Genomic DNA, 26,506 nt, shown 5'->3' with positions numbered 1-26,506 from the left:
TATCTACGCGGGCCTCAGGCCGTTGCAGAGGTTTTCCAGAATTCCCGTACCTGCACCTGAAAACCGTTGCGCAGGCCAATAAACAGCTGTTCTCCGGCGGTCAGGCCGGCATCGGCGGCCCAGGCGGTGAGTTCTTCCGGCTCAAAGCCAAGCCACAGGTCACCGCAGTTTTCCTTGGCCCAGTCCTGATCGTGGCTGCATAAATCACTGACGATAAAACAGCCACCGTTGTTCATCAGCGCCGCCGCATCCAAAAAGATGTCCGCCGGGCTGGGCACATGGTGCAGCACCATGTTGGCGACAATCAGGTCAAAGGCATCGCCCCGGGCCAGCAGGGTGTCGGTGACCCCTTCAATCAGGTCAACGTTATTCAAATGTTCATCGATACAGGTGCGGGTGGCCTTGGCCAGCATGTCCTTGCTGTTGTCCAGCGCTACCACGTGTTCAAACAGGCCTGACAGCACCGGCAGGAACGCCCCCTCACCTGGGCCGATTTCCAGCGCACTGCGCCATTCTTGCCGGGCCGTGCGCTTGCGGATCAGCTCAGCGGTCGGCTCGGCATACAGATCGAAGGCCGCAATCAATTCCTGCTGTTCCCGGAACTGCTCCGAGTGCCGGGAGAAAAATGCCTGGGACTGTTCCGCCCGCTGCTCCCTGATCGCCTCAATTTTTTCTTCCAGCTGCGGTGGCAGGGGCACGCGGTCTACCGTCTCAAAAATCTGCCGGATCGCCTGGTCGGCCAGTTTGTCGCTGTCCAGATGCAGGGGGCGGCGGTAAAAAATCGCATTACCTTCACGCTGGGGTTCCAGCAGCCCGGCCTTGTTCATCACCTTCAGGTGGTGGCTCATGCCGGACTGGCGCATGTCAAACAGCTGGCTCAGCTCAAGCACGCCGAAGGTGTCGCGGCGCAGTACCCGAAGGATCTCAAGGCGCAGCGGGTCTCCGCTCGCTTTAAAGATCGGTGCAAGGGTGTCCACTGAGGACAGTTCATTCGCGTGTACGTTGAGTGAGGTCATGGTTGGCAAGTGTAGGGGTGATCGATTGATCGATCAATAGGCATATCAAAATTTTTTGATATAGGTTTATGGCGTTGTGAAATCAGTTGCTTTGGTGAATTTGTGCCGGCGCCATCGGAAAACCACTACATATGGATTTGCCCCCGCATACCGTAATCGGCGAAAATACGCGCCTTCTTTTTGAGCAGTTTTTGCAGCTTGAATTCTTTTCCTGAAAAACACTGGAGAATAGTCAATGTCGTCCCGTAAAGATCTCGCCAACGCCATTCGCGCGCTGAGCATGGATGCGGTTCAGAAAGCCAAGTCCGGCCACCCGGGTGCGCCCATGGGTATGGCGGATATCGCCGAGGTACTGTGGAACGATTACCTCAGCCACAACCCGGCCAACCCTCAGTGGGCCAACCGTGACCGCTTTGTGCTTTCGAACGGCCATGGCTCCATGCTGCAGTATTCGTTGCTGCACCTGAGTGGGTACGACGTTTCCATTGACGACATCAAGAACTTCCGTCAGCTGCACTCCAAAACGCCGGGCCACCCGGAATACGGCTATACACCGGGCATCGAGACCACCACTGGCCCGTTGGGGCAGGGCATTGCCAATGCCGTGGGTTTCGCGCTGGCCGAGAAATCCCTGGCGGCCCAGTTCAACCGTCCGGGTCATGAGATTGTTGACCACTACACCTACGCCTTCCTGGGCGATGGCTGCCTGATGGAAGGCATCTCCCACGAAGTCGCCTCCCTGGCCGGCACCCTGGGCCTGGGTAAGCTGGTGTTCTTCTACGACGACAACGGCATTTCCATCGACGGTGAAGTAGAAGGCTGGTTCACCGACGACACGCCCAAGCGTTTCGAGTCCTACGGCTGGCAGGTTATTCCGAACGTGGATGGTCACGATGCCGACGCCATTCGTGCCGCCATTGAAGCGGCCCGTGCCAATACCGATCAGCCCACCATCATCTGCTGCAAGACCATCATCGGCTTTGGTTCCCCCAATAAACAGGGCAAGGAAGACTGCCACGGTGCCCCGCTGGGTGACGATGAGATCGCCCTGACCCGGGAAGCCCTGGGCTGGCAGCACGGTCCGTTCGACGTTCCGTCTGAAATTTACGCAGCCTGGGATGCCAAAGAAAAAGGCGCGGCTGCCCAGAAAGCGTGGGAAGAGAAATTCGCAGCCTACGAAAAAGCCGAGCCGGAACTGGCCGCTGAGTTCAAGCGCCGTATGGCCGGCGAGCTGCCGGCAGATTTCGCCCAGAAGGCACAAGCCTACATTCAGGAATGTCAGGACAAGGGCGACACCGTCGCTTCCCGTAAGGCTTCCCAGAACACCCTGAACGCCTATGGCCCGCTGCTGCCGGAACTGATGGGCGGCTCCGCCGACCTGGCCGGTTCCAACCTGACCATCTGGTCTGGTTGCAAGGGTGTGACCAAAGACGACGCCTCCGGTAACTACATCTATTACGGTGTGCGTGAGTTCGGCATGGCCGCCATTATGAACGGCATTGCCCTGCACGGCGGTTTTGTTCCCTACGGCGCCACCTTCCTGATCTTCATGGAATACTGCCGCAACGCGGTGCGCATGGCGGCACTGATGAAGCAGCGCTCCATCTTTGTCTTCACCCATGACTCCATCGGTCTGGGCGAAGACGGCCCCACGCACCAGCCCATCGAGCAGATGGCCAGCCTGCGCACCACCCCGAACATAAGCATGTGGCGCCCGGCCGACACCGTGGAATCTGCGGTAGCCTGGAAAGCCGCCCTCGAGCGCAACGACGGCCCCACCGCCATGGTGTTCTCCCGTCAGAACCTGCCGCACCAGCAGCGTGACGCGGAGCAGCTGGCCAACGTTGCCAAGGGTGGCTACGTGCTGTCTGACAGCGAAGGCACCCCGGAGCTGATTCTGATTGCCACCGGTTCTGAAGTGGCCCTGGCCCAGGGCGTTGCCGCCAAGCTGCGCGAGCAGGGCAAGGCCGTGCGCGTTGTGTCCATGCCGTCTACCGATGTGTTTGATGCCCAGAGCGCCGAGTACAAGCAACAGGTGCTGCCGCTGGAAGTCACCAACCGCATCGCCATCGAAGCCGGCATTGCCGACTACTGGTACAAGTACGTGGGCCTGGACGGCCGGGTTGTGGGCATGACCACCTTCGGTGAGTCTGCACCGGCCGGCGAGTTGTTCAAGGAATTCGGCTTTACCGTCGACAACATTCTGGAAGTGGCTGACGAGCTCCTGGACGCCTGATGACCAACTCAACGCCGTTTCGCATCGCCATCAACGGGTACGGCCGCATAGGCCAGTGCGTGTTGCGGGCACTCTATGAAAACGGCTATCGCGACCATCTGCAGGTGGTCGCGATCAACGAGTTGTCGGATATCGACACCATTGCTCATCTCACCAAATACGACTCCACCCACGGGCGTTTTCACGGTGAGGTGGCGGTGGATGGCGATAATCTGGTGGTCAACGGCGATCGCATCCGGGTGCTGCGCCACCCGGACCCGAGTGACCTGCCTTGGCGTTTGCTGGACGTAGACCTGGTGCTGGAATGCTCCGGCGCCTACTCCGACCGCGCCACAGCGGAGAAACACATCGAGGCGGGCGCCCAACGCCTGCTGTTTTCCCAGCCGGGCGAATCCGATGTCGACCGCACCGTGGTGTTCGGGATCAACGACGACCAGCTGAATGTTGAGGATGTGATTGTGGCGGCGGGTTCCTGCACCACCAACTGTCTGGTACCGGTGATCAAGGTACTGGACGACGCCTTCGGCGTAGAGCAGGGCAGTACCACTACTATCCACGCCGCCCTGAACGATCAGCCGGTGATCGATGCCTACCACCACCAGGACCTGCGCCGCACCCGCAGCGCGCTTCATAATATCGTCCCGGTAGATACAGGCCTGGCCCGTGGCATAGAGCGTTTGTTACCCCATATGGAGGGTCGCTTCAGCTCGGTTGCCATGCGCGTGCCAACACTCAATGTCTCTGCTATAGACATGGTGGTGAATGTACGCGAGGCCACCGATGTAACAGCGGTCAACCAGCTATTGCAGAACGCCGCAAAGGGTGGCCTGAAAGGCATACTCGGTTACACCGACGAACTGCTGGCCAGTTCCGACTTCAACCACGACGCCCATTCCGGAGTGGTAGACGGCGGCCAGACCCGAGTCACCGGCGGCACCATGGTGAAAGTACTCTGCTGGTTCGACAACGAATGGGGCTTCGCCAACCGGATGCTGGATGTCAGCCAGGCTTGGTTGGCCAAACAAGACCTATACAAAGGGGGCTGACCCCGAACGGGGTCAGACCCCACCCAAAGCTTAACTGTATGAATCTGTGAACCCATAACTACGGAACCTGATTATGGCCATCAAAAAAATGACTGACCTGAACCTCGCCGGCAAGCGGGTTCTGATTCGTGAAGACCTCAACGTACCGGTCAAAAACGGCAAAGTCTCCAGCGACGCCCGCATCCGCGCCTCGCTGCCGACCATCAAAGCCGCCAAAGACGCCGGCGCCAAAGTCATGCTGATGTCCCACCTGGGCCGCCCGGAAGAAGGCGTATACGACGAAGCCTCCTCCATGAAACCGGTTGCCGAGCACCTGAGCACCCTGCTGGGCCAGGAAGTTCGCCTGATCAAAGACTACCTCGACGGCGTTGAAGTCGCCGACGGCGAAGTGGTGCTGTTCGAAAACGTTCGCTTCAACAAAGGCGAAAAGAAAGACAACGAAGACCTGGCCAAACAATACGCCGCCCTGTGCGACGTCTACGTGATGGACGCCTTCGGCACAGCCCACCGCGCCCAGGCCTCTACCCACGGCGTTGCTAAATTCGCCCCCGAAGCTTGCGCCGGCCCGCTGCTGGCGGCCGAACTGGAAGCCCTTGGCAAAGCCCTCGACAACCCGGCCAAGCCAGTGGTTGCCATCGTGGGTGGCTCCAAAGTTTCTACCAAACTGGATGTACTCAACGCCCTGGAAAAAGTGTGTGACCAGATCATCGTCGGCGGCGGCATCGCCAACACCTTCCTGGCGGCCGCTGGCCACCCGGTCGGAAAATCCCTGTGCGAACACGACCTGATCGACACCGCCAAAGACATCGCCAGCCGCGTGGAAATCCCGCTGCCGGTCGACGTAGTGGTTGCCAGCGAATTCGCCGAAACCGCCACCGCAACGGTTAAAAACATCTCCGACGTCAGCGCCGACGACATGATCCTCGACGTAGGCCCGGAAACCGCCGGACAGTTCGCCAACCTGCTCAAAAACGCCAAAACCATCCTGTGGAACGGCCCGGTTGGCGTATTCGAATTCGACCAGTTCGGCAACGGCACCAAAGCATTGGCTGAAGCCATCGCCGAAAGCGACGCCTTCTCCCTGGCAGGCGGCGGCGACACCGTCGCGGCCGTTGACAAATACGGCATAGCTGACAAGATCTCCTACATCTCAACCGGCGGCGGCGCGTTCCTGGAATTCGTGGAAGGCAAAACCCTGCCGGCGGTTGCCGTGTTGGAAGAACGCGGAGCGTAATCAACAAAGCGATTCTGAGAGAAACCCGCACAGGGCCAGAATCGCAAGGAGGGTGGGGTAGGTCTTTCGCGGAATTTCGGAGGCCAGGGATGGCCTGAGAGAAGCGCACATGGATGTGCTCGTAGCGGTTCCGCGAAAGACCTACCCCACCCTCCGCAGCAGACTCAAAAGTCTGAAACGAAGAGAATTCAAACCTCAAAAAGTCAACGAAGGAGACAACCCATGGCCCTGATATCGCTGCGGCAACTTCTGGACCACGCCGCCGAGCATGGTTACGGTGTGCCAGCCTTTAACGTAAACAACCTCGAACAAATGCGCGCCATCATGGAAGCCGCCGACAAAACCGACTCCCCGGTGATTGTCCAGGCCTCCGCCGGTGCCCGCAAATACGCCGGTGCCCCGTTCCTGCGCCACCTCATCCTGGCCGCCATCGAAGAATGGCCCCACATCCCGGTGGTTATGCACCAGGACCACGGCACCAGCCCCGCCGTATGCCAACGCTCCATCCAGCTCGGCTTCAGTTCCGTCATGATGGACGGCTCCCTCGGTGAAGACGGCAAAACCCCGACCAGCTACGAATACAACGTAGACGTCACCCGTCGCACCGTCGAAATGGCCCACGCCTGTGGTGTGTCCGTAGAAGGCGAACTGGGCTGCCTGGGCTCCCTCGAAACCGGCCAGGCCGGTGAAGAAGACGGCATCGGCGCAGAAGGTACCCTGGACCACGACCAGATGCTGACCGACCCGGAAGAAGCGGCCGACTTCGTCAAGAAGACCCACGTAGATGCCCTGGCCATCGCCATCGGCACCAGCCACGGCGCTTACAAGTTCACCCGTCCGCCCACTGGTGACATTCTGGCCATCGACCAGATCAAAGCCATCCACGCCCGCATCCCCGACACCCACCTGGTCATGCACGGCTCAAGCTCCGTACCCCAGGAGTGGCTGAAGGTGATCAACGAATTCGGTGGCGAGATCCCGGAAACCTACGGTGTACCGGTGGAAGAAATCGTGGAAGGCATCAAGCACGGCGTGCGCAAGGTCAACATCGACACCGATCTGCGCCTTGCCTCTACCGGCGCCGTTCGTCGCTTTATGGCCCAGAACCCGGCGGAATTTGACCCGCGCAAATTCCTCAAGACCACCATGGTCGCCATGACCGACATCTGCGTTGCCCGCTACGAAGCGTTCGGCTGTGCCGGCCAGGCCAGCAAGATCAAGCCGCTGAACCTCGAGCAAATGTTCGAGCGTTACGCGGCTGGCGAGCTGGACCCGAAGGTTAAGTAAGCAGCACAAGAAAGCCCCCGCGAGTCGGGGGCTTTTTTCTGGGGTTGGTGAAAACCATCCGATGAGGATTCAGGCTGCGCCAATTCAGCCCCGCAAGCCTCCCACCAGCTTGTCGATGCTTTCCTTGGCATCGCCAAACAACATACGGGTGTTGTCCTTGAGGAACAGCGGGTTCTCCACCCCGGAATAACCGGTGGCCATGCCCCGCTTGAGCACAACTACCTGGTGGGCCTTCCAGACCTCCAGTACCGGCATGCCGGCAATCGGGCTGCCCGGGTCTTCGGCGGCTGCCGGGTTCACCGTGTCGTTGGCGCCGATTACCAGCACCACGTCGGTATCCGGGAAATCGTCATTGATCTCGTCCATCTCCAGCACGATGTCATAGGGTACGTGGGCCTCCGCCAGTAGCACGTTCATATGCCCCGGCAGACGGCCAGCCACCGGATGGATGCCAAAACGCACGTTCACGCCCCGATCCCGAAGGATCTTGGTCATCTCGCTGACGCCGCTCTGTGCCTGAGCCACCGCCATGCCATAACCGGGCACGATGATCACCGACTGAGCGTTGCGCAGTTCTTCACAGACGTCATCAACACTGGATTCATGCACGGTTTGATCGGCATCCGCGGCCGCCGAGCTGCTGCTGGTCTGGCCGAAGCCACCGAGGATCACACTGATGAAAGAGCGGTTCATGGCCTTGCACATGATGTAGCTGAGAATAGCACCGCTGCTGCCCACCAGGGCACCCACAACAATCAGCAGGTCGTTGCCCAGCATGAAACCGATGGAAGCGGCGGCCCACCCGGAGTAGCTGTTCAGCATCGACACCACCACTGGCATGTCCGCGCCGCCGATGGCCATGATCAGGTGAATGCCCAGAACCGAGGCGATGATGGTCATCAGGATCAGGGCGACAATCCCGAGTGCCATGCTTTCGGTGCCCAGGAACCACGCACAGAGGAACACGCACACAATGATCGCCGCCAGGTTCATCAGGTGCCGGCCTGGCAGGGTTAGCGCCTTGCTGTCGATGCGGCCGTCCAGTTTGCCGCATGCCACCAGCGAGCCGGTGAAGGTAATGGCACCGATAAAGATGCCAACAAACACTTCCACCAGTTTGATGGTGTGTTCGGTATCGGAGGTGGCAATCAGCGGTTCGATGTAGCCGGAAAAGCCCACCAGCACCGCAGCCAGACCCACGAAACTGTGAAGCAGGGCGACCAACTGCGGCATCTGGGTCATTTCCACCTTGTTGGCGATGGGAATGCCAATGCCGACACCGAGCAACACCGCAATGACGATGGCAGTGATGCCGCCATCCACGCTGGCCAGGGTGGCGCCTACCGCGATGATGATACCGGCAACGCCGTAGAGGTTCCCCCGACGTGCGGACTCCTGGTGGCTGAGGCCGCCCAGGCTGAGAATGAAACAGATACTTGCGACCACGTAGGCCACGCTCACCAGTCCTGTGCTCATATCGGGCGCCTCCTACTTGCGGAACATTTTGAGCATGCGATGGGTGACCCTAAAGCCGCCCCCCACGTTGATGCTGGCAATCAGCACCGCGACAAATGCCATAATGCCAACGGCAATATTCTCTGCTTGCGCCAGGTGTAAAATGGCGCCAATCACGATGATGCCGCTGATGGCATTGGTGACGCTCATCAGGGGGGTATGCAGGGAAGGCGTAACGTTCCAGATCACCTGCCAGCCAATGAAGCAGGCCAACACAAACACGGTAAAGTGTTGCAGGAAGCTTTCCGGCGCGTGGGCGCCCACGCCGTAGAGTGCCAGGGCCGTAACCACGAACAGCGCGCCCTTTCCGATCAGGCTGCGGCGGTCGGCGTGCTTCCTGGCGGCCGCTTTTGCTTCGGCTGAAGGCTCCTCGGTGCCCGGTGCAGGTTTGGGGCTGACCGGTGATTCCGGTTGTGGCGGTGGCCAGGTGATGTCGTCCTCGTGGACCACCGTCAGGCCACGGATAACCTCGTCCTCCATGTTCACCACCGGCTGGCCGTCTTTTTCCGGCGTCAGCTCCGTGAGCAGGTGCACAAGGTTGGTGGCGTAAAGATCACTGGCCACCTTGGCCATCCGGCTGGGCAGGTCGGTGTAGCCGATCAGGGTGACGCCATGGTGATGGGCTACCTTGCCGGGTTCGGTCAGTTCGCAGTTACCGCCTCGTTCGGAGGCCAGATCCACGATCACGCTGCCGGGCTTCATGGATTTCACCATGTCGGCGGTGATCAGTTTCGGCGCCGGTTTGCCGGGAATCAGAGCGGTGGTGATGATGATATCCACCTCTTCCGCCTGCTCTGCAAACAGCGCCATCTCCGCCTTGATAAACTCGTCGCTCATCTGCTTGGCGTAACCACCACTGCCGCTGCCATCCTCGTTCTCAAAGTCCAGCACCAGGAACTCGGCCCCCATGCTCTCGACCTGTTCTTTCACCTCCAGACGGGTGTCGAAAGCCCGCACGATCGCGCCCATGCTGTTAGCGGCGCCAATCGCTGCCAGGCCCGCCACCCCGGCACCGATCACCATAATTTTGGCTGGCGGTACCTTGCCAGCAGCCGTTACCTGCCCGGTAAAGAAGCGCCCGAAGTGGTTCGCCGCCTCAATCACCGCCCGGTAGCCGGCAATATTCGCCATGGCGCTGAGGGCGTCCATCTTCTGGGCGCGACTGATGCGGGGCAGGCTGTCGATGGCGAAAGAGGTGATTTTTCGGGCGGCCAGCTTCTCGAGCAGTTCCGGATTCTGGGCCGGCCAGAGGTAGCTGACCAGAAACGCACCTTCCTTCATCAAGTCTGCTTCGTGCTTGCCCAGCGCCGGGTTCTCCATGGGCGCCCGGACTTTCAGGATAAAATCAGACTCTTTCCACAGCATGGTGGTGTCAGCGGCGATGGCAGCACCCACTTTCTCATAGGCGGCGTCGGAGTAGTTCGCCGCCTCGCCTGCACCGCCTTCGACGATGACGTCGTAACCCAGGCCGATCAGTTTGTGAACCGAGGGTGGCGTAGCAGCCACCCGCCGCTCGTCCTTAAAGATTTCCTTGGGGATACCGATTTTCATTATTGGTTTGCCTCCGGATTTCCCGATCAATCAGATGTCTGGATACCTACATACTAGTGCAGGTTGTCAGATTCGCTCGCCTGGCTACTCCCAAACAAGGACTTGAGGTGATTTCACTTCCGGCCCAACCGCTCCAGGGCGATCAGCGTGTCCGTGTAGTGTGCAAAGCGGTTCAGATACTCCGGCGACAACGTCTGCATTTCCGCAATCGCCCGGCTGACCAGCCGGTGTGCGTTCATCGGGCCGGCATCTTTCGGGGTGCTTTCGATGGCGTGGCGGATGCGCTCTTGAAGGGCGTGAGTGCCTTGATCTGCTTTCGCTCTGATCATGGCTTTGAGGGGTTGTGGGCTGTTGGAGCTTGATGCCGTGCGCGTTTGCTCCAGCTCTGGAGTCGCCCCAAACACCCGTTGTTCCAGCGCGGATCTCGGGGCTTTAGCTGGCGTCTCTGTCGGTTGGTTCAGTTTGTCCAGCAGGAACGAAAGGACGGATGGCCCGGAGGAGGCCATTGTTTGCCTTGGCTGCTCGGCATCTTCTAACCTGGCCTGATATTCCGAGACAGCCTGCTCCAGCTTCTGCCAGTGAGTACCCTGTTGCAGCCCTTTCGCGCGTAACCGCTGCTCAAAGGATTCCAGATAGCGAAAGCGAACCGGGTCAAACCGGTCTGCGCTTTGTTGCCTAAGGTTCTCGAGCAATGAAAGGCTGGAGGCTTCGTTCATCATTCGTTGCCGGCCCCGGTTTCGGGTTCCGTTGCAGCCGAAGGCGCCCGGGGCACGGTACTGATTTCCACTCGCCGGTTCTGGGCTCTTGATTCGGCATCCGTGTTGGGCACCGCCGGGTGGTGCGGGCCGAAGGCGGCGGCGAAGACGCGGTCGTTGGGCAGGCCCAGTTCCGTCAGCGAGCGGGTGACGGTGAGCGCCCGCTGGGCCGACAGGCCCCAGTTATCCTGGTAACGGTTGCCGGGATGCATGGGCAGGTCGTCGGTGAAACCGCTCACCATCAGCAGTTCATCGTGCTGCTCCAGGTAGGTTTGCAGGGGCCGAATCAGCGATTCCAGAATCTCTTCACCTTCGGCCTGCAGCTGGTCCGAGTTCAGCTCAAACAGCACGTTGCCGCTGATGCCGATGCGGCCATCCCGAAAGGTGACCAGGCCCTTGGTGAGCGGGTCTTCCAGGGCCTGCTCCAGGGCAATTCGACGCTGCTCTTCCGCTTCCCGCTTCTCGATTTCCTGGGCCAGGGACTGGCTGAGTTCCAGTTGAATGCCGATCACCCACACCAAAATCAGCGCTAGAATACCCACCAGCGCCGCCATCAGGTCTGAGAAAATGGCCCAGACCGGTGCCGATTGCTGTTCGCCGCCTTCCAGCTGTTCCATCAGCCGGCCTCGCTGGGCTCAGCCCGGCGCAGGGCCGCAGCAGCATCAATCACATCTTTCTGGGCGCTAACGCTCAGGTCGATCACTTCCCGTGCCTGCGCTACATAATAGGCCAGCTGCTCATCGTGCCGGGTGCCGGCGTTATCCAGCGCTTTCTGGATATCCGCCAGGCTGGCGACTACCTGCTGGTTGGACTGGCTGAACAGCTCGATGGCTTGTGCGAAAGCATCGCTCAGGGCACCGACTTCCTGGCTGCTGCCGGTAATGTCGTCGCCCAGCTTGCCCAGTTGTTGGCTCTGTTCCTGGATCAGGGTGTTGAAGCGTTCGCTGATGCCGGTCAGCGTGTCGCCGGCGCCACTGATCAGCGAAGCTACCGCATTCCGCTGGCTGTCGGCTGTGCTGCGTTGGTTTTCCAGAAGGCTGTCGAGTTGTTGGACCAACCGCTGACGTTCTTCCAGAAGCTCATTTTCCCGTTCACTGTTGCGGGCGATCTCCGACTGTAATTGCCGAATGACTTCGGCCGCCGCCTTCGGGGTTTCCGAGGCGGTTTCAATCAGGTGGGTCATGGGGGCTTCCAGCGCGGTTCCCAGCTCTGACAGATGTTTGGTCACCGTCGCTTCAAGGCTCTCCATACGTGCCGCGGAGGCTTCAACGCGACCTGCCTCCTGCTCCCTGAGTTCGGATAGCTGCTGGCCAATGGTGGCAACCAATTGCTCGATGCCCGCTTTCTGGTTGTCGACCAGCTCCGCAGTGTTGTTGCTGAAGTGTTCCTGGTATTTTTCCAGGTTATATTGCCAGCGCTCGCCCGCGTCGGCGGTGGTTTTCTGGAAACCGGCGGCCAGTTCGGCCAGTTGCTGGCGGGCATCATCCGCCCAGCTCTTCTGCAGGGACTGGGCATTGCTTTGGAGCTGCTCCATGGCATGGATGACGATAGGCTCAACCCGCTCTGCTGCCTGCTTCGCGCTGTCATCCAATGCAGTTCTCAGGGAATTGGCAACGGAATCAGCCAGGGTCTGGTAGTGGCTGCCGACCGTGTTGTGGAACTCCTGCTGGTTACGGGTAAGAGACTGCTCCAGTTGCTGCCCCAGCTGCTCCATGCGCGTGGTCATACGTTCCATGGCGGAGGCCATCTGCGGTAAGGCTTGTGCCTGGGTTTCCAGAGCCTGGAACGCCTGCTGGCGCTGGTGGTCGGCAGACAGGTGGTGCAGTTTTTCCCGTAAGGCCGTATCCAGTGTGCGGGATGCCTGTGCACGGTCCCGGCGACTCAGGGTAGAGGCCAGCCCCAGCATGGCGGAGGCGGCTACACCGGCAATGGAGGTGCCAAAGGCGAGGCTAAGCCCCGCGATGGGGGCGGCCAGCGCACTGCGGATGGCGCTGAGTTCGGTGCTGTTATCCAGGGCCGAGGCGGCACCGCCCAGGGTTACGATCATGCCGGCAAAGGTGCCCAGAAGGCCCAGCATCACCAGCAGGCCGGTCAGGTAGGGGGTGATCTGCGGCCCGGGCAGGGCGGCGGCATGGCCTTCGATGCGACGTTGTGCTGGGTATTGAAGCGGCTGGGGCAACGTGTTCAACCAACGGGAAACCTGGTCCTGGCTTTCCGGCAACTGGTTAACTTGCCCGGCCAATTGACGGGTTTGCCGGCGAAAGTTCACCAGCTCGCCAAAACCCAGGCAATACACCGCGCCAATCAGACCGGTGAACGCCAGCGCCAGCAGGTCAGAACCAATAAAGCCGGCACCAATCCAGCTCACGACAGCAACGCCGATGGCGAACGCCAGGGTAAAGAACAGTTTACTCATGGGGTGTTATTAACCTCATTGTGGCAGGCTTCAAGCAAACCCAGCACCGGTTCCAGCCGAACGTCCAGTTCAGCGAGTAACAAGGCCTGCGCTTCCTCGCAGTAACGGTGGAACCAGTCGTGGGATGCCTGGCCTGATGTTTGGGGGTGTTCATCGGATGTCTGTAAGACCCGGAATCGTTGCTCCAGCACCTGGGATACAGTGGAAAAACACTGGCCGGTGTAGCCGGCCATGGTGTGATCGAACACCGCGTCCAGCTCAGCCAGGCGGGCCAGGGTCTGGCCCTGATCTTTCATGGATTTGCGCACCTTATCCCTGAACTGGCGGCTATTGGCCGCGATCTTGCGCTGTAATGCCAGCCAGGAACTTAACACCGGTTCAAATTCCGGCTCGCCTTCAAATTCAAGTTCATCCGCCCAGGTGTGAACGCGGCGGACCAGTGCCCGGCGGGTGGTGGTCAGTTCGTCGGTCAGCTTATCGACCACCGCACCTTGCACTTCGCCCGGCTGTCGGGCGCGGTAGGCGGTGGCGGCATCCAGGGTCATGGTGTCGCCCAGGCCAAACAGCCGGCTCAGGCGCTCTGCAAAACAGGGCAGGGCGTTAGTAGTCGCAGCTGCGCTCAGATGGGCGAGCTGTGCGAGCAGTTTGGATGGGTGGCCTGTTTGCGCCTGAGGCTGGTTCGGCATCCGTTCGGTGTCTCACTCCGTGTTCAGATCGGACTAACGTCAAAGCGAGTTATTCTACTGGCTAAGGGGAGTGAATGATAATGACTGTGTGGTGAGAAAAACTCAGTTCAGGCCATAACGCCGGGGCCGCTTAAACCGATAGAAGCCCTCCTCTTCCTCGCGTGCAATGGTGGGTGCTGCGATGCCGAAGTGCTCTTCCCGCAAGCGGTTGAGTTCCGATTCCAGCTCTTCACCGGCCAGGCGCCGGGAAAGATCTTGTCGTTTCTCCAGGTAAGCGTTCCCGTTCTGCCATTTCTCTTCCCGAATCTGGTCCTGTTTTGCCATGCGCTCCAGCGCATCCTCCGGATAGCCAAATTGCCGGCGCAGATCGGTAATGGTTTGCTGCCGCTGATCGGGTGGTAACTGTTGTAGATGGCTTTGCACGCTGTCCAGGCTGAACAGTGCGTGGCCCAGGGCGCCGGAGCCGGCGAATTGCCGGGTCATGTCGCTGCCGTAGATTTCCTCGGCACTGATGTGGAGCTGGTGGGCCAGTTCGGTTAACTGGAGTTCCCCGGATTCCTCCAGATTGGAGACTGCCTGCTGGAACCGCTGGGATTTTTCTTCCAGAAACGAGGCTTCTTCTCCCCAGATCTGGCTCGCCAGCGCACCAAACAAGGCCTCGCGTTGCTGCCAGAGTTCAGTTTCGCGCTGCAGCGGCTGCAGTGCCTGTAACCGAAGCTCGTTGTCATCCAGCCATTCGTGATAACGGTCCAGCTTCGCCATCAGCGTCAGAATCTGTGCGGCGGTATCGGGAAAGGCGGTCTCAACAGCATCGCGGAACAGCTGGGCACCGTTGCCGGGGTCTGCGTCAATCAATCCCCGTCTCTCGTTATACAGTTGGGCCTGGGTTGACGGGTTATGAATGGTTTCGCCGTAGGTCTCCAGGTACTTTACCGCCAGTTCCAGGACCCTGTCCCGGGCCTGCCGGGTGGAGTCGCCATGCGGCGAGATAGCCTGCGGCTGTCTTGCTTCGAGGGCCTGGGCTCGCTTTTGAACGTCGGAGTTACCAGCCTCCTGGGCTATGAAGATTCCGCCGGCCATGGTCAGCCCTGTGAATGCCGCGAGTACGATCCAGCTTTGAGCTCTCATGGTGTTCCTCAGGGTGTCGGGCGGCCCCGGTAAGAGGCCGCCCAGTGGTTGCGGGCTTAGAGTAGCGGCTGCAGTTTTGGCCAGATCAGATCGGCGATTTTCTTCGAGCCGCTGTCAGCCGGGTGAATACCATCAAAGATGATGTCGCTGTCGTTGATCACGCTTCGCGGATCAACAAAGGTGCAGTCAAGTACTGAGTTTCGGCAGGCCCGCGCCAGCGTGGCGTTGCCGTAGTCGACCGCCTCCTTCATATCTTTCAGGCGAAACAGCCCGTTCTTGGTGTAGTAGTAACCCAGAAGAACGCCGTTTTGTACCCCGGCTTCGGCTACTTCATTAAGAAAGTCCACGCCTTCAACATAGATGTCATCAATAAAATCCCGACATTGCTGGCTCAGCCGGCCGAAACGCCACCAGGGCGTTTTGCAGTTGTTGGAATTCAGAAAGATGGCTGGAATCAGGATATCGTTACCACCAGCATCGCCCACCATGGTCTTGATATCCGGGTTTTCAGATACCGCCTCCCGGAACTGATTTGGAATAGACGGGGCAATCAGCTCGCCGGACAACTGGGCGCCAGACACGGTATAGCGCCGGAAGGTTTCACCGGCCTTGGTTTCCAACTGGTTCTGGATCTCGCCAGACAAGGCAAAGATGGAATCACCAATAAAGACAACCTGATTGTTGTCGGCATCGGTCACCTTGTCGTTACTCAACAGGTAACCTAGTTCGCTACATCCGGTGAACAGGGCTGCCATTAACAGGGCGGCCAGGGCTTTGGTCAGGCTGGCGTTAACAACAGCCGGCAGGTACATCGGTTTTTTGTGATTGTTGTTCATAGTGCAACTCCGTTTGTAAGGGATAGATACTCCAACTTCTTGGACTGCAGCATGAATAGTGGTTTGAAAACCTGGGGTTTTGAATGGCTGTAGCTGGTTAAAAATTGTCCTAACCGGCCAGCGTCAGGTAGTTGTGAGCGGTGTCACGAAAGCTGGGAGGGAGCGCGACAGTATCGGCTTTGACCCAACGCAATTCCGGAACACGCCCGCCTTGTATTTTCCGCGCCAGCGTCAACTATTAGTTATCAGAGCATCACCTTTGATCAGACGTGAGGAGTTCCATGGACTTCAAAGACTATTACGCTGCCCTCGGGGTGAGTGAGTCTGCCTCACCCGAGGACATCAAAAAGGCCTATCGCAGGCTGGCGCGAAAGTATCACCCGGATGTCAGCAAGGAAGAGAGTGCCAGCGACAAATTCAAGGAAGTCGGGGAAGCCTACGAAGTTCTGAAAGACCCCGAAAAACGCGCCGAATACGACCAACTGCGCAAATACGGAGCCCGTGCCGATGGCTCGTTCCAGCCTCCTCCGGGCTGGCAGAGCTCATCCGGCTTTGGCGGTGGCGGCTATACCGAAGCCGACGCCCGGCAGTTCAGTGACTTTTTCGAAGAGATCTTTGGCGGTGGGCGTGCCGGAGGGTTTTCCGGTGCAGGTTACAGCGGTGGTTTCCGGCAGGCCCGTTCCATGCGTGGTGAGGATGTGCACGCCCGCCTGGCACTGTTCCTTGAGGAAGCGTTCAATGGCTGTGAAAAACAGGTGTCGTTTACCGTACATGAGCCGGATGACCACGGCCGGATGATCGCGCGCCGCAAGACCCTGAACGTCAAGATACCGGCCGGCATGCGCGAGGGTCAGCATATCCGCCTGAAAGGGCAGGGCGCGCCGGGTATGGGCGGCGGCGACAGCGGGGATTTGTTTATTGAGGTGGAACTGGCGCCGCATCCGCACTTTGCCGTGGAGGGCACGGATGTGCTGGTTACCGTGCCCGTGGCCCCCTGGGAGGCGGCGCTTGGTGCAACCATTACCGTGCCAACCATTGGTGGCAAGGTGAACGTGAAAGTACCAAAGGGTTCCACCAGTGGCCGAAAACTCCGGCTGAAAGGCAAAGGCTTCCCGGGCAAGCATCCTGGTGACCAGATTGTGGTGTTGCAGGTGGCGATGCCGGAACAGCATACAGCCGAGGCCGAAGCGCTTTATGGGAAGCTGGCCGAACTGGAAAAGAACTTTAATCCACGCAGCAAGTTGCACGTGTGAGCGGGGTGGGTATGACTAGCAAAGATCAGATCGTGACCGTGGAAATCACCGACGCCGCTGGCAGTACTTTCACCCTCAGGGAGATATGTGAACGGGGCGACTGCCATGCCGAGTTCGTCATCAAACTGGTGAGCTACGGCATCATCGCGCCGGTGGACGACGTGCCTGAAGCACGCCAATGGCAGTTTGATGTGGATGCTCTGGCCCGTTTGCAAAAAGCCATGCGGCTGCAGAGAGACCTGAAACTCAACCTGCCGGGGCTGGCGGTATCTCTGGATTTGCTCGACGAAGTTCAGGATATGCGCAGAGAAATCGCTCGACTTAACCAACAGCTTCGACAACTGATGGACGAATGATTGCCCGGGGCAGTGTCAGAAGCACTGCCCCCCACCATCAATTCTTGCCCTGCTCCAGGGTCTGAATCTCCGCATAGATCTTCTCTGCCTCTTCCATTAGCGTTCCGTGACTGCGTAAGTCCCCATTCCTCTGAGCGTGCAGCGCTTTGGCGAGCTTGTCTTCATAGGCTTTCTGCAGTTTTTTCTTCGGATCGCTTTTCAAAAATTCCAGCATAACGTTGGCCCGGTTGAAGTGTATGTCCAAGGGTATACGAAGCTTCGGGCGCAGGGTTCATAAAATTTTCATGCACAAAAACTGGACAAATAAAAAATATGGGATTAAATTCCCAAATGCAGATTGGGAAATATATCCCAAATAAATGGCCGAGATGGCCGGGAATTGAACGACGATATGCCTGGAGATCAATCATGAAACGCAACGCACTAACAACAGCGGTAAGAATGGTCATTGCCGGAACCCTTATCGGGACCCTGGCGGCCTGCGGTGGCGGCGGTTCTGGTAGTGGGGAAGCGGTAAGCAGCACCAGCGATGGCACCAGCGTGGGCGCGGTTACCGGTTTTGGCAGTGTTTACGTGAATGGCACCCGCTTTGAAACCAACGGCTCTGTGAGCAGTGACGATGGCATCGAGCGTGAGGAGCAACTCGAGAAAGGCATGATCCTGAAGGTCAAAGGTTCATGGAATGGCCGTGGTGAAGGTCGCGCTGAGCGGGTTTCCTACGATGACACCCTGCGTGGCCCGCTTACCGGTGCCAGTTGGGATGGTGTCAATAAAACCGGCCAGTTGCAGTTGCTGAACCAGACCGTCCGGCTGGACCGTCAAACGGTCTTCCGTGGCGCGACACCGGCAGCGCTGGCGGGTAGTCCCGCGGCGTACAGCGTGCGCATCAGCGGCTGGCGCATGGAAAATGGCGACTTTCGCGCAAGTTACGTAGGCGCCCGCAGCGCTGGCTCGCGGTTTGACGACTTCAATGAGGTTGAAATCGAAGGCCTTGTTGCCAACCTGGATGCCAGCGCCAGAACCTTTGAGATCAACGGGTTGTCAGTCGATTATACCTCCGCAACCGGTGATGACGATTTTGACCTGGGCGATCTCCGCGACGGTCTGGCGGTGGAAGTGGAAGGCTACCTGGAGAACGGCGTTCTGATCGCCAGGGAGATCGATGATGAAGACGACCTGTTCGATGACGACGATGATGTTGAGATCTCGGGTGAAATCTACGATTTCGATGGCTCCGGCCGGAGCTTCAGGATCAATGGTGTACTGGTTCAGTACAACCGTGGTACCGAGTTTGACGACATCCGCGAAAGCAGTTTGCAGGACGGCTTGTTGGTCAAAGTGGAAGGTGATTTCCGCAACGGCGTGTTGATTGCCGAAGAAATCGAAGGGCGCGATGGGGATGTTGAGCTGGATGGTCGGGTAGAGCAGATCGACCTGAGTAATGAAGTGCTGATTGTCAGCGGTATCCGGGTTCAGCTAACGCCAAACACCTTGATTGATGACGACGACGATGACGATGACCGGCGCAACCGGGCAGACGACATCAATGGATTCCGGGTTGGCGATTACCTTGAGATCGAAGGTCGTCAGCGTAGCGAGAACGGTGGCTACCTGGAAGCCTTCACCATCGAACGTGAAGACGACGACGATGATGACGACTACGAACTGGGAGCACGGATCGATGCACTCAGCAGCGAGTCGGTTACCTTTATGAACCTGGAAATCCTGCTGAACGGGTACAGCACCGACGGCGCCCGCGTGGGTGACGAAGTTGAAGTGGAATATCGTCGCACCAGCGGTGGTCAGTATGTGTTGACCGACGATATCGACGATTAATCGTCCCGGCAGCGCCTGAGGTGCCTCAGGGCCCCCGGCGCTGGCTTCAAGGTTGCTATGGGAATACAATCCCAAATATGACTGATTCCAACACCAATCCCCTGCACAAAGCGCTGTTCCGCATTCTGCGCCCCCTGGCCAGGTTGCTGTTGCGCAATGGTGTGCCCTACGGTGAGTTCTCCGAACTGGTCAAACGGGCCTACGTGGAATCGGCTCTGGAGGATTTCACCGATGGTCGGCGCAAACCCACAGACTCACGGGCAGCGGTTATGACAGGCCTGACCCGCAAGGAAGTAAAACGCCAGCGGGAAATACTGGCCGGTGAAAACCCGGTTCGGGAAACCACCTCTCATGCCAACCGGGCCTCAAGGGTGGTCTCTGGCTGGGTTCATGACCCGGTATTCCAGTCAGCCGATGGTCAGCCCGCTGCTCTGGCCTTTGAAGGCGAGCCGAGCTTTGCCAGCCTGGTCCGCAAGTACAGTGGTGACATGCCGCCGAGAGCGGTACTGGATGAGCTTCTTCGGGTTGGCGTAGTGGTAGTCGAGGATGGCACCGGCCGTCTCCATCTTCGCAAAAGGGCCTATGTTCCCGCCGGCGATAGCGAAGACATGCTCCAGATCTTTGGCGAAGACGTATCAGATCTTATAGCAACCGTTGATCACAACCTGGTCAGCAGCGAAAAAGGTCGGCAGCCGCTTTTCCAGCGAACGCTGACCTACGACAACATACCTGTGGACGTTATTGAACGTTGGCGTAAACACGCCGCAGGGCGTTCACAGGCGTTGTTGGAAGACCTCGACAGCTGGCTTGGCCCCTACGACCGGGATGTCTCCGGCTCGCAGAGCAACGATAACGCACAAGGCGCAGTGCGAACCGGTGTCAGTATCTTCTATTTTGAAGAGCCGATTCAGCGCGGTGACAGCGGAGAAGATGAGTCATGAGCCTCAATCATTTGGACAGCCAGAGCTTAAAATGGCACCCGACGGGCCTGGTAACCACCCTGCTATCGCCCGGTGCCAGGCAAGTCATTCGGTGTTGGCTCGGGCCTTTCGGGTTTCTGGACGAGCAACATCACCCAAGAATGCTGCTTTCCATGATCAATGAGCCTGGCACCTTTCCAGACCTTGTGCGCACCGCCAATTCGAATCTCGTGCCAGCGGTGGTGCTGAACGAATTGCTTAGAAAGGGCATTGTGGAGACCCTGGAAAGCGGCCATATCCTGCTCAGGCGCAGCGCCTATGCACCCGCTACCAGCGGCGACTCGCAGTGCACAACCGAACTTGAAGACTGCCTGACTGCGTACCCCCCACGCCGTCGTTTCAACGATATCTGACCACAGTAGCTGGCCAGGAAGGCCAGCTGGAGATCACCATGACGTCTGAACCCACTCGCAAGCGCTTGTCACTGATTCTAGCCCTCCTGGCCATGGGCGTGTTAAGCGCCTGTGGTGGCGGTGGCGGAGGGGGTGTTGATATCGCCGAGGGCGGCATTCGCGGCACAGGCTCCAGCGTTGGGCCAATATCCGGATTTGGCAGCGTGTTTGTGAACGGCGTGCGGTTTGAGACCGATGGTAATGTTGTCAGCAACGATGGCATTGGCTTTGAGGCTCAACTCGACAAGGGCATGATTCTGCGGATAGACGGTGAATGGCGAACCGATGGCCAGGGTACTGCCAGCGCGGTTGAGTATGACGACACCTTCCGGGGGGTTATATCCTCGGTGAGTTCTCTGGAGCAGGCACGAGATGGAAGCATCAGAAGGGGGGCGATCACAATGTTTGGACAGAGCATATCGTTTGATCGCCGAACCGTTTTCAGCGTGCCGGATGGTTTTGTGGATGAGAGTTCCCTGAAGGATCGGTTGGTGCGGATAAGCGCGTGGCGTACGTCCGAAGGGTACCGAGCCAGCTACATTGGCGTAATTGATGTCCTGCCAAATCAAACCCTCGAGCTTGAAGGTCTCGCTGGTTCACATGATGAGGCTGAAGGTTCATTCCAGATTGGTACCCAAAGGGTAATCTATTTGTCAGATGAGGTGTTCCGGGATGGGCTGACGGCGGATGACCTTAACAACGCAAGCCGTTCTGTCGAAGTGGAAGGCCTGCTGGATGGAGATACGATTACTGCAGAAACCATTCGTCCGGCCGACAGTCGCCGGTTCCTTGGGACGGAGGATGAGGACATTGAACTCACCGGCCCGGTTGAAGGCTATACGCCAAGTGAAACAGAGTTTCTTTTGAACGGCGTAACTATCGTCATTACGGACGACACCGAGTTTGACGACATTAGTCGCAATCGTTTGCAAGATGGCCTCCTGGTTAAGGTGGAAGGTGAGTTCCGGGGGGGCGTTGTTATCGCGGAGGAAATCGAGTTGTTTGAGGGCGACTCAGAAGTTCAGGCCAGAGTACTGAGAGAGGGGCTTCGCCCAAACAGCTGGAATATCGGTGGCGTGACCGTTGTTTTGACCAATTCAACGCTTATTGAGTATGACGACGGACTCTCTGCAATCTCAACTGGGGTCTATGCTGAAGTGGAGGGCATTGAGCGCAGAACCGATTCAGACGTTTATCTCGAAGCTTTGAATATTGAAGTCGAAGCTTCGGGGGACTCTGATTTTGAGATGACGGGACGGTTCTCCCCAGCACAGTTGCAAGGGGGCATCCTGGAAGTGCTTGGCGTTTCAATGACGCTCGCTCCCGACGCCATCGAGGACAATCTGAGCGACTGCGACTTTGTGGAAGTTGAGTATCGGCAGGGTAATGGTGGCTTCATTGCCAGCGAAGTCGAATGTGAAGGTGACTAAGGCAGAGCAATGAACCACCTGGCCCACACCTTCCTTGCCCCGGACTCCCCGGAGGCCCGTGTGGGCAGCATCCTGGGTGACTTCTGCAGAGGTGTGAGGCTGGCGGAGTTGCCCGAATCGGTGTTGCTGGGCGTTCGCCACCATCGGGCAGTGGATGCCTTCACCGACCAGCACCCGCAAGTGCGGGCCAGTAAGCAGCTGTTCTCCAGCCAGCGCCGGCGCTTTGCCGGTGTGGCGCTGGACATTCTCTATGATCACTACCTGCTACGGCACTGGCAGAGATTCAGCGACGTTGATCATCACCGGTTTGTGCGGGGCGTGTATCGGGAGCTGACACGTCACGAAGATGTTATGCCGCCAACCATGGTCAAAGTGACCCGTCGAATGGTCCAGCACGACTGGTTCGGCGCCTACGAAGACTTCGAAAACATCGGCTATGCCCTTGATCGCGTGGCCAGCAGAATCCGCTTTGCCAATCAGTTCGCCGGCATCATCGAAGAAATCCGGGCCAACGATGAACAGCTCGAAGCCCGGTTTCTCCAGTTCTTCCCGGAACTGCTTAACTTCGCCGAAGCAGAATCCACCAGTCTGTCAGCCCAATCGTGAACGCGCTTGCTGGTATTCCTCTTTCAGCCGGTCAACCAGCGCCTGGACGCTCGGAACGTCGTGAATCAGGCTCACCCCCTGGCCGGCGGACCAGACGGTTTTCCAGGCCTTGGCCTCGTCGTCCATGGGCTTGAGCTTCTCGCCGTAATTCACATCACCGGCCTGGTTCAGCTTCGCCATATCAAAACCGGCTGCCTCCAGGCTCTGGCGCATGAAACTGGCGGGAACGCCGGAAACCGCAGGAGTGTGAATAATGTCTGCAGAGACCGCCTCAAGAATCATGTTCCGGTAGGCATCCTCGGCTTCGGATTCCTCGGTATTGATAAACCGGGTACCCATATAGGCCAGATCCGCCCCCAGCGCCTGCGCCGCGAGCAGGTCTTCACCATGAGACAGCCCTCCCGCCAACAGAATCGTGCCGTCGAACACCTCACGAATCTCATGCACCAGCACAAAGGGATTCACCGTACCGGCATGGCCACCGGCCCCGGCACTCACTGCGATAATGCCATCCACCCCGGCTTCCGCCGCCTTGCGGGCGTGCTTCTGATTGGTCACATCATGGAACACCAGCCCACCATAACTGTGCACCGCCTCCACCACCTGGCTGGCCGCGCCCAGTGAGGTAATCACCATCGGCACCTGGTGCTTCACACACAGCTCCAGATCCGCCTGCCAGCGGGGATTGGTGCGATGCACCACCAGATTGACCGCATAGGGCGCGGTAACTGAGTCCGGATGGGCCTGTTTCCATTGCGCCAACTCCGTATTCATGTGAACCAGCCATTCCTCAAACCCCTCACTGCTGCGCTGGTTCAGGGCCGGGAAACTTCCCACCACGCCCGCCTTACAGCAAGCCAGCGCCAGCCGGGGCGACGAAATCAGAAACATGGGAGCTGCAATCAGCGGTAAAGCGAGAGAATCTTTCAACTGAACGGGCATTGGCATGGTTGGTCCTTGATTTTTATTGGAACTTTCTCAGGATATAGGGGATCTTAGCCTGCCCGGAGAACGTTGGACAATCGTTCCAACGGGTGACAGGACAAAACAAAAGGAGCCCACCATGGGTGAAGCAAAAAGACGCAAACAAACCGGCGCCCCCGCACCGCGTAAGCACCGAAACAAAAAACCGGCCATCATCGGTATCTCTGTTGCCGTCATCGCCGTTGTTGCAGTGGCTGTCTACTTCCTGACACAACCGCCCAAACCAACCTCCGAGGCACTACCGGTAGCCGCCCCCAACGCATCAGACTTCCCGGCAGTCCTCGACCAGTACGGCATCTCCGTGGGCCCGGAAAACGCCCCCGTCGTCGTCCGTGAATTCGCCGACTACCAATGCCCCGCCTGCGCCCGCTTCGCCGAAGCCAGCAAACGCCTGAAGCAGGAATACGTCGACACCGGCAAAGTTCGCTTCGTCTACTTCGACCTTCCCCTACGCCAACACCAAAACGCCGTCCCCGCCGCCCAGGCCGCCCGCTGCGCCGGTGACCAGGGCCAATACTGGGAGATGCACGACAAACTCTACGACGCCCAAAGCGAATGGAGCGGCTCCAACGACCCCGTCGCCACCTTCACCCGCTACGCCAATGGCCTGGGCCTCGAAGAACGCCGCTTCCGCCGCTGCCTGACCACCGAACTCCACAAAGAAGCGGTAGAACAAAGCCTGCAAGTGGCCGTCCAAATGCGCGTCACCAGCACCCCGACAGTGATGGTAGACAACATCCAACTAACCCGACCGGGTTGGGGACAGCTCTCCGCAGTGGTGGAGCGGGAATTGAACAAAGTAAACAACTAACGAGCCTGAGCCATAAGTGCCGGACGGCAACCTGAGAAGTTAGCCACTGGGTGGGGAGGGCTTTACAAAAGCCTGCGGAGCCATGGATGGCGGAGCGGAGCGTACAAGGACGTATTCACAGCGTCTTTTGTAAAGCCCTCCCCACCCAGTGGCGGGAACGCGGGCCCCCAGAACACCTAAACGCGCAATCTGCGCATATCCCCAACTTGCACCCAAACCCCAGTTGGTTAAACTTTGCCCCCTAACGGCTAATCCCCGTGACAATTATCAAACCATGCTCCGGATTTACGATCCGGCCCGCAGGAGAAACCATGAGCAACGAAATAGTCGTCTGCGCACTCTACAAGTTCGCAGTATTGAATGATTACAAAGACCTACGCCAGCCCCTGCTGAACCTCATGCTGGAAAAAGACGTCCACGGCACCCTGCTGCTGGCAAGGGAAGGCATCAACGGCACCATCGCCGGCAGCCGCGAAGGCATCGACGCCGTCAAAGCCTGGATCGCCAGCGACGAGCGCTTCGACGGCGTGGACTACAAAGAATCCTATGTAGACATACAGCCCTTCAAGCGCACCAAGGTCAAACTCAAAAAAGAAATCGTCACCATGGGCGTCGAAGGCATCGACCCCAAACGGGTGGTTGGCACCTACGTTGACCCCAAAGCCTGGAACGACCTCATCTCAGACCCCGAAGTACTGCTGGTAGACACCCGCAACCAGTACGAAGTCGAGATTGGCACCTTCAAAAACGCCGTCAATCCGGCCACTGACACCTTCCGGGAATTTCCAGAGTATGTGAAACAGAACCTGGACCCCAGCAAACACAAGAAAGTCGCCATGTTCTGCACCGGCGGCATCCGCTGTGAAAAATCCACGGCGTTCCTGAAAGAGCAAGGGTTCGACGAGGTATACCACCTCAAAGGCGGCATCCTGAAATACCTGGAAGAGGTGCCCCAGGAACAAAGCCTGTGGCAGGGCGAGTGCTTCGTATTTGACGACCGGGTAACCGTCAACCACAACCTCGAGCGCGGCGATTACGACCAGTGCCACGCCTGCCGCCGGCCGATTACCGAAGAAGACAAGCAGCGCCCGGAATACGAACAGGGCGTGAGCTGCCACCAGTGCATTGAATCACTGACAGAAGAACAAAAAGGCCGGTTCAAGGAACGTGAACGCCAGATGCAACTGGCCCGGGAACGCGGAGAAGCCCACGTGGGTGGCGAAGCCGCCCGCATCATTGCTGAACGGAAGGCCCGCAAGAAGGCCGAAAGGGAAGAACAGGCCCGCAGAAGTCTGGAGGGGGAGAAAGTTCGTAAGGTTGTGAACAACTGAAGACTAACCCAACCAAGGAGATAACATGGGTATTAGAAAACCACTGGCAGTCGCATGTATGGCACTGGCCCCGCTGGCCCAGGCCCAGTCCAGTGGCAACTGGACAGGGGAGGCAGAACTCGGTGTGCTGGTAACCTCCGGCAACAGCGAAGAAACCAAGGTGAACGGCCGCCTGGGATTGCAGCATGAGACCCAAACCTGGCGCAACACCGGTGAGTTCAGCTCTCGTTACACAGAAACGGAAGATCAGACAACCGCTGAAGAGTACAAGGCGGCCCTGGAATCTGATTACAAATTCGACGACAAACAATACTGGTTTGTGCGTGGCTCCTATGAAGATGACCGGTTCTCCGGTTATGACTTCGAATCCACACTCACTACGGGTTATGGAAACCGTGTTTGGCAGGCAGGGGATCGTTCCTTCCTGGACCTCTCAGTAGGAGGCGGTTATCGCTACAACAAGCTGAAGCAGGAAAACCCGGATGGTCGGGACGTGGAAGAGGAGGCCATCGCCCGCCTGGCAGGCCAATTCGATTATGCGTTGTCTGATAACGCCCTGTTCCGCCAGAAGCTGAGCACCGAGATTGGACTGGATGATAACAACACCATCAGCCAGTCTGAGACAGCGTTGCAAAGCAACATTGTCGGCAGCCTGTCCATGAAGGCCGCGTTCCGGTTGAAGCACGTGTCTGATGCGCCCGTCGGCTCAGACAAAACCGACACCGAGACCTCGCTCTCGCTGCTGTACGGGTTCTGATTCCGGATTCCCGGAGCCAAAGAAAAAGGGGCAGGTGGTCAAACCACCCGCCCCTCTTCGTTAT

General features: G+C 58.5%; 25 protein-coding genes. 14 read left to right on the top strand and 11 right to left on the bottom strand.

Features of this window, described 5'->3' with window-relative positions; all coding sequences use genetic code 11:
• Positions 1 to 14: 14 nt before the first annotated feature.
• Positions 15 to 1,016 (bottom strand): metalloregulator ArsR/SmtB family transcription factor, encoded by a 1,002-nt coding sequence (locus tag ACTZWX_RS11810; RefSeq protein WP_444714097.1) that lies wholly within the window; start codon positions 1,014 to 1,016, stop codon positions 15 to 17.
• A gap of 235 nt (positions 1,017 to 1,251) precedes the next feature.
• Between ACTZWX_RS11810 and tkt the strand changes: the two genes are divergently transcribed.
• The 4 genes from tkt to fba all read left to right on the top strand — a co-directional run bounded on the left by tkt (position 1,252) and on the right by fba (position 6,819).
• Positions 1,252 to 3,252 carry a transketolase gene (gene tkt, locus ACTZWX_RS11805; protein WP_444714096.1) on the top strand — a complete coding sequence of 667 codons (2,001 nt, stop codon included), beginning with the start codon at positions 1,252 to 1,254 and terminating at the stop codon, positions 3,250 to 3,252.
• Complete coding sequence (gene gap / locus ACTZWX_RS11800; protein WP_444714095.1) at positions 3,252 to 4,298, top strand: type I glyceraldehyde-3-phosphate dehydrogenase; 1,047 nt, start codon at positions 3,252 to 3,254, stop codon at positions 4,296 to 4,298. The genes tkt and gap overlap by 1 nt, the downstream gene beginning before the upstream one ends.
• Before the next feature lie 73 nt (positions 4,299 to 4,371).
• Positions 4,372 to 5,532, top strand: coding sequence for a phosphoglycerate kinase (locus ACTZWX_RS11795; protein ID WP_444714094.1), 1,161 nt, complete (start codon positions 4,372 to 4,374; stop codon positions 5,530 to 5,532).
• Between the two features lie 222 nt (positions 5,533 to 5,754).
• Complete coding sequence (gene fba / locus ACTZWX_RS11790) at positions 5,755 to 6,819, top strand: class II fructose-bisphosphate aldolase (RefSeq protein WP_444714093.1); 1,065 nt, start codon at positions 5,755 to 5,757, stop codon at positions 6,817 to 6,819.
• Positions 6,820 to 6,903: 84 nt separating this feature from the next.
• On the opposite strand, the gene pntB is transcribed toward fba, so the two are convergent.
• From pntB to ACTZWX_RS11750, 8 genes are all read right to left on the bottom strand, one after another.
• Entirely contained in the window at positions 6,904 to 8,295 is a 1,392-nt protein-coding gene (gene pntB, locus ACTZWX_RS11785) for a Re/Si-specific NAD(P)(+) transhydrogenase subunit beta (protein ID WP_444714092.1), read from the bottom strand.
• Positions 8,296 to 8,307: 12 nt separating this feature from the next.
• Complete coding sequence (locus tag ACTZWX_RS11780; protein ID WP_444714091.1) at positions 8,308 to 9,885, bottom strand: Re/Si-specific NAD(P)(+) transhydrogenase subunit alpha; 1,578 nt, start codon at positions 9,883 to 9,885, stop codon at positions 8,308 to 8,310.
• A gap of 113 nt (positions 9,886 to 9,998) precedes the next feature.
• The gene (locus ACTZWX_RS11775; RefSeq protein WP_444714090.1) at positions 9,999 to 10,604 is read right to left on the bottom strand and encodes a DUF2894 domain-containing protein; all 606 of its coding nucleotides are present in this window, start codon (positions 10,602 to 10,604) and stop codon (positions 9,999 to 10,001) included.
• A complete protein-coding gene (locus ACTZWX_RS11770) occupies positions 10,601 to 11,257 on the bottom strand; it encodes an OmpA family protein (protein ID WP_444714089.1) in 657 nt (218 codons plus the stop codon). The genes ACTZWX_RS11775 and ACTZWX_RS11770 overlap by 4 nt, the downstream gene beginning before the upstream one ends.
• A complete protein-coding gene (locus ACTZWX_RS11765) occupies positions 11,257 to 13,056 on the bottom strand; it encodes a DUF802 domain-containing protein (protein ID WP_444714088.1) in 1,800 nt (599 codons plus the stop codon). Before ACTZWX_RS11765 ends, ACTZWX_RS11770 begins: the two co-directional genes overlap by 1 nt.
• Positions 13,053 to 13,742, bottom strand: coding sequence for a DUF3348 family protein (locus ACTZWX_RS11760; RefSeq protein ID WP_444714087.1), 690 nt, complete (start codon positions 13,740 to 13,742; stop codon positions 13,053 to 13,055). Before ACTZWX_RS11760 ends, ACTZWX_RS11765 begins: the two co-directional genes overlap by 4 nt.
• A 102-nt stretch (positions 13,743 to 13,844) precedes the next feature.
• Positions 13,845 to 14,870, bottom strand: coding sequence for a hypothetical protein (locus tag ACTZWX_RS11755; protein ID WP_444714086.1), 1,026 nt, complete (start codon positions 14,868 to 14,870; stop codon positions 13,845 to 13,847).
• A gap of 56 nt (positions 14,871 to 14,926) precedes the next feature.
• Positions 14,927 to 15,706 (bottom strand): SGNH/GDSL hydrolase family protein, encoded by a 780-nt coding sequence (locus ACTZWX_RS11750; RefSeq protein ID WP_444714085.1) that lies wholly within the window; start codon positions 15,704 to 15,706, stop codon positions 14,927 to 14,929.
• A gap of 281 nt (positions 15,707 to 15,987) precedes the next feature.
• Between ACTZWX_RS11750 and ACTZWX_RS11745 the strand changes: the two genes are divergently transcribed.
• Together ACTZWX_RS11745 and ACTZWX_RS11740 are read left to right on the top strand one after the other, a co-directional pair.
• Entirely contained in the window at positions 15,988 to 16,959 is a 972-nt protein-coding gene (locus ACTZWX_RS11745) for a DnaJ C-terminal domain-containing protein (protein WP_444714084.1), read from the top strand.
• A gap of 11 nt (positions 16,960 to 16,970) precedes the next feature.
• Positions 16,971 to 17,315, top strand: coding sequence for a chaperone modulator CbpM (locus ACTZWX_RS11740; RefSeq protein ID WP_072678148.1), 345 nt, complete (start codon positions 16,971 to 16,973; stop codon positions 17,313 to 17,315).
• A gap of 37 nt (positions 17,316 to 17,352) precedes the next feature.
• Here ACTZWX_RS11740 and ACTZWX_RS11735 read toward each other — a convergent pair whose 3' ends face one another.
• Positions 17,353 to 17,529 carry a DUF6435 family protein gene (locus ACTZWX_RS11735; protein ID WP_143151140.1) on the bottom strand — a complete coding sequence of 59 codons (177 nt, stop codon included), beginning with the start codon at positions 17,527 to 17,529 and terminating at the stop codon, positions 17,353 to 17,355.
• 194 nt (positions 17,530 to 17,723) lie between these two features.
• On the opposite strand from ACTZWX_RS11735, the gene ACTZWX_RS11730 reads away from it, so the two are divergent.
• From ACTZWX_RS11730 to ACTZWX_RS11710, 5 genes are all read left to right on the top strand, one after another.
• Positions 17,724 to 19,151, top strand: a complete 1,428-nt coding sequence (locus tag ACTZWX_RS11730) for a DUF5666 domain-containing protein (RefSeq protein WP_444714083.1) — start codon at positions 17,724 to 17,726, stop codon at positions 19,149 to 19,151.
• Positions 19,152 to 19,228: 77 nt separating this feature from the next.
• Positions 19,229 to 20,092 (top strand): DUF6502 family protein, encoded by an 864-nt coding sequence (locus tag ACTZWX_RS11725; protein WP_444714082.1) that lies wholly within the window; start codon positions 19,229 to 19,231, stop codon positions 20,090 to 20,092.
• A complete protein-coding gene (locus ACTZWX_RS11720) occupies positions 20,089 to 20,484 on the top strand; it encodes a DUF6502 family protein (protein ID WP_444714081.1) in 396 nt (131 codons plus the stop codon). Before ACTZWX_RS11725 ends, ACTZWX_RS11720 begins: the two co-directional genes overlap by 4 nt.
• A gap of 38 nt (positions 20,485 to 20,522) precedes the next feature.
• The gene (locus ACTZWX_RS11715) at positions 20,523 to 21,953 is read left to right on the top strand and encodes a DUF5666 domain-containing protein (protein ID WP_444714080.1); all 1,431 of its coding nucleotides are present in this window, start codon (positions 20,523 to 20,525) and stop codon (positions 21,951 to 21,953) included.
• A 9-nt stretch (positions 21,954 to 21,962) separates the two neighbouring features.
• Entirely contained in the window at positions 21,963 to 22,559 is a 597-nt protein-coding gene (locus ACTZWX_RS11710; protein ID WP_444714079.1) for an acyl carrier protein phosphodiesterase, read from the top strand.
• Here the strand turns inward: ACTZWX_RS11710 and ACTZWX_RS11705 are convergent.
• Positions 22,545 to 23,507 carry an NAD(P)H-dependent flavin oxidoreductase gene (locus ACTZWX_RS11705; RefSeq protein ID WP_444714078.1) on the bottom strand — a complete coding sequence of 321 codons (963 nt, stop codon included), beginning with the start codon at positions 23,505 to 23,507 and terminating at the stop codon, positions 22,545 to 22,547. The genes ACTZWX_RS11710 and ACTZWX_RS11705 overlap by 15 nt on opposite strands.
• 115 nt (positions 23,508 to 23,622) lie before the next feature.
• On the opposite strand from ACTZWX_RS11705, the gene ACTZWX_RS11700 reads away from it, so the two are divergent.
• The 3 genes from ACTZWX_RS11700 (at position 23,623) to ACTZWX_RS11690 (ending at position 26,442) form a co-directional block, all read left to right on the top strand.
• Positions 23,623 to 24,354 (top strand): DsbA family protein, encoded by a 732-nt coding sequence (locus ACTZWX_RS11700; RefSeq protein ID WP_444714077.1) that lies wholly within the window; start codon positions 23,623 to 23,625, stop codon positions 24,352 to 24,354.
• 311 nt (positions 24,355 to 24,665) lie between these two features.
• Entirely contained in the window at positions 24,666 to 25,685 is a 1,020-nt protein-coding gene (gene trhO / locus ACTZWX_RS11695) for an oxygen-dependent tRNA uridine(34) hydroxylase TrhO (protein WP_444714076.1), read from the top strand.
• 25 nt (positions 25,686 to 25,710) lie between these two features.
• Positions 25,711 to 26,442 carry a DUF481 domain-containing protein gene (locus ACTZWX_RS11690; RefSeq protein WP_444714075.1) on the top strand — a complete coding sequence of 244 codons (732 nt, stop codon included), beginning with the start codon at positions 25,711 to 25,713 and terminating at the stop codon, positions 26,440 to 26,442.
• The last annotated feature ends 64 nt before the right edge of the window (positions 26,443 to 26,506 follow it).

The sequence above is a fragment of the Marinobacter sp. NSM genome, assembly GCF_052380025.1.
GTDB lineage: Bacteria > Pseudomonadota > Gammaproteobacteria > Pseudomonadales > Oleiphilaceae > Marinobacter.
Note: the sequence above shows the minus strand (reverse complement) of the source record. Positions and strands in the feature narration are given on the sequence as shown.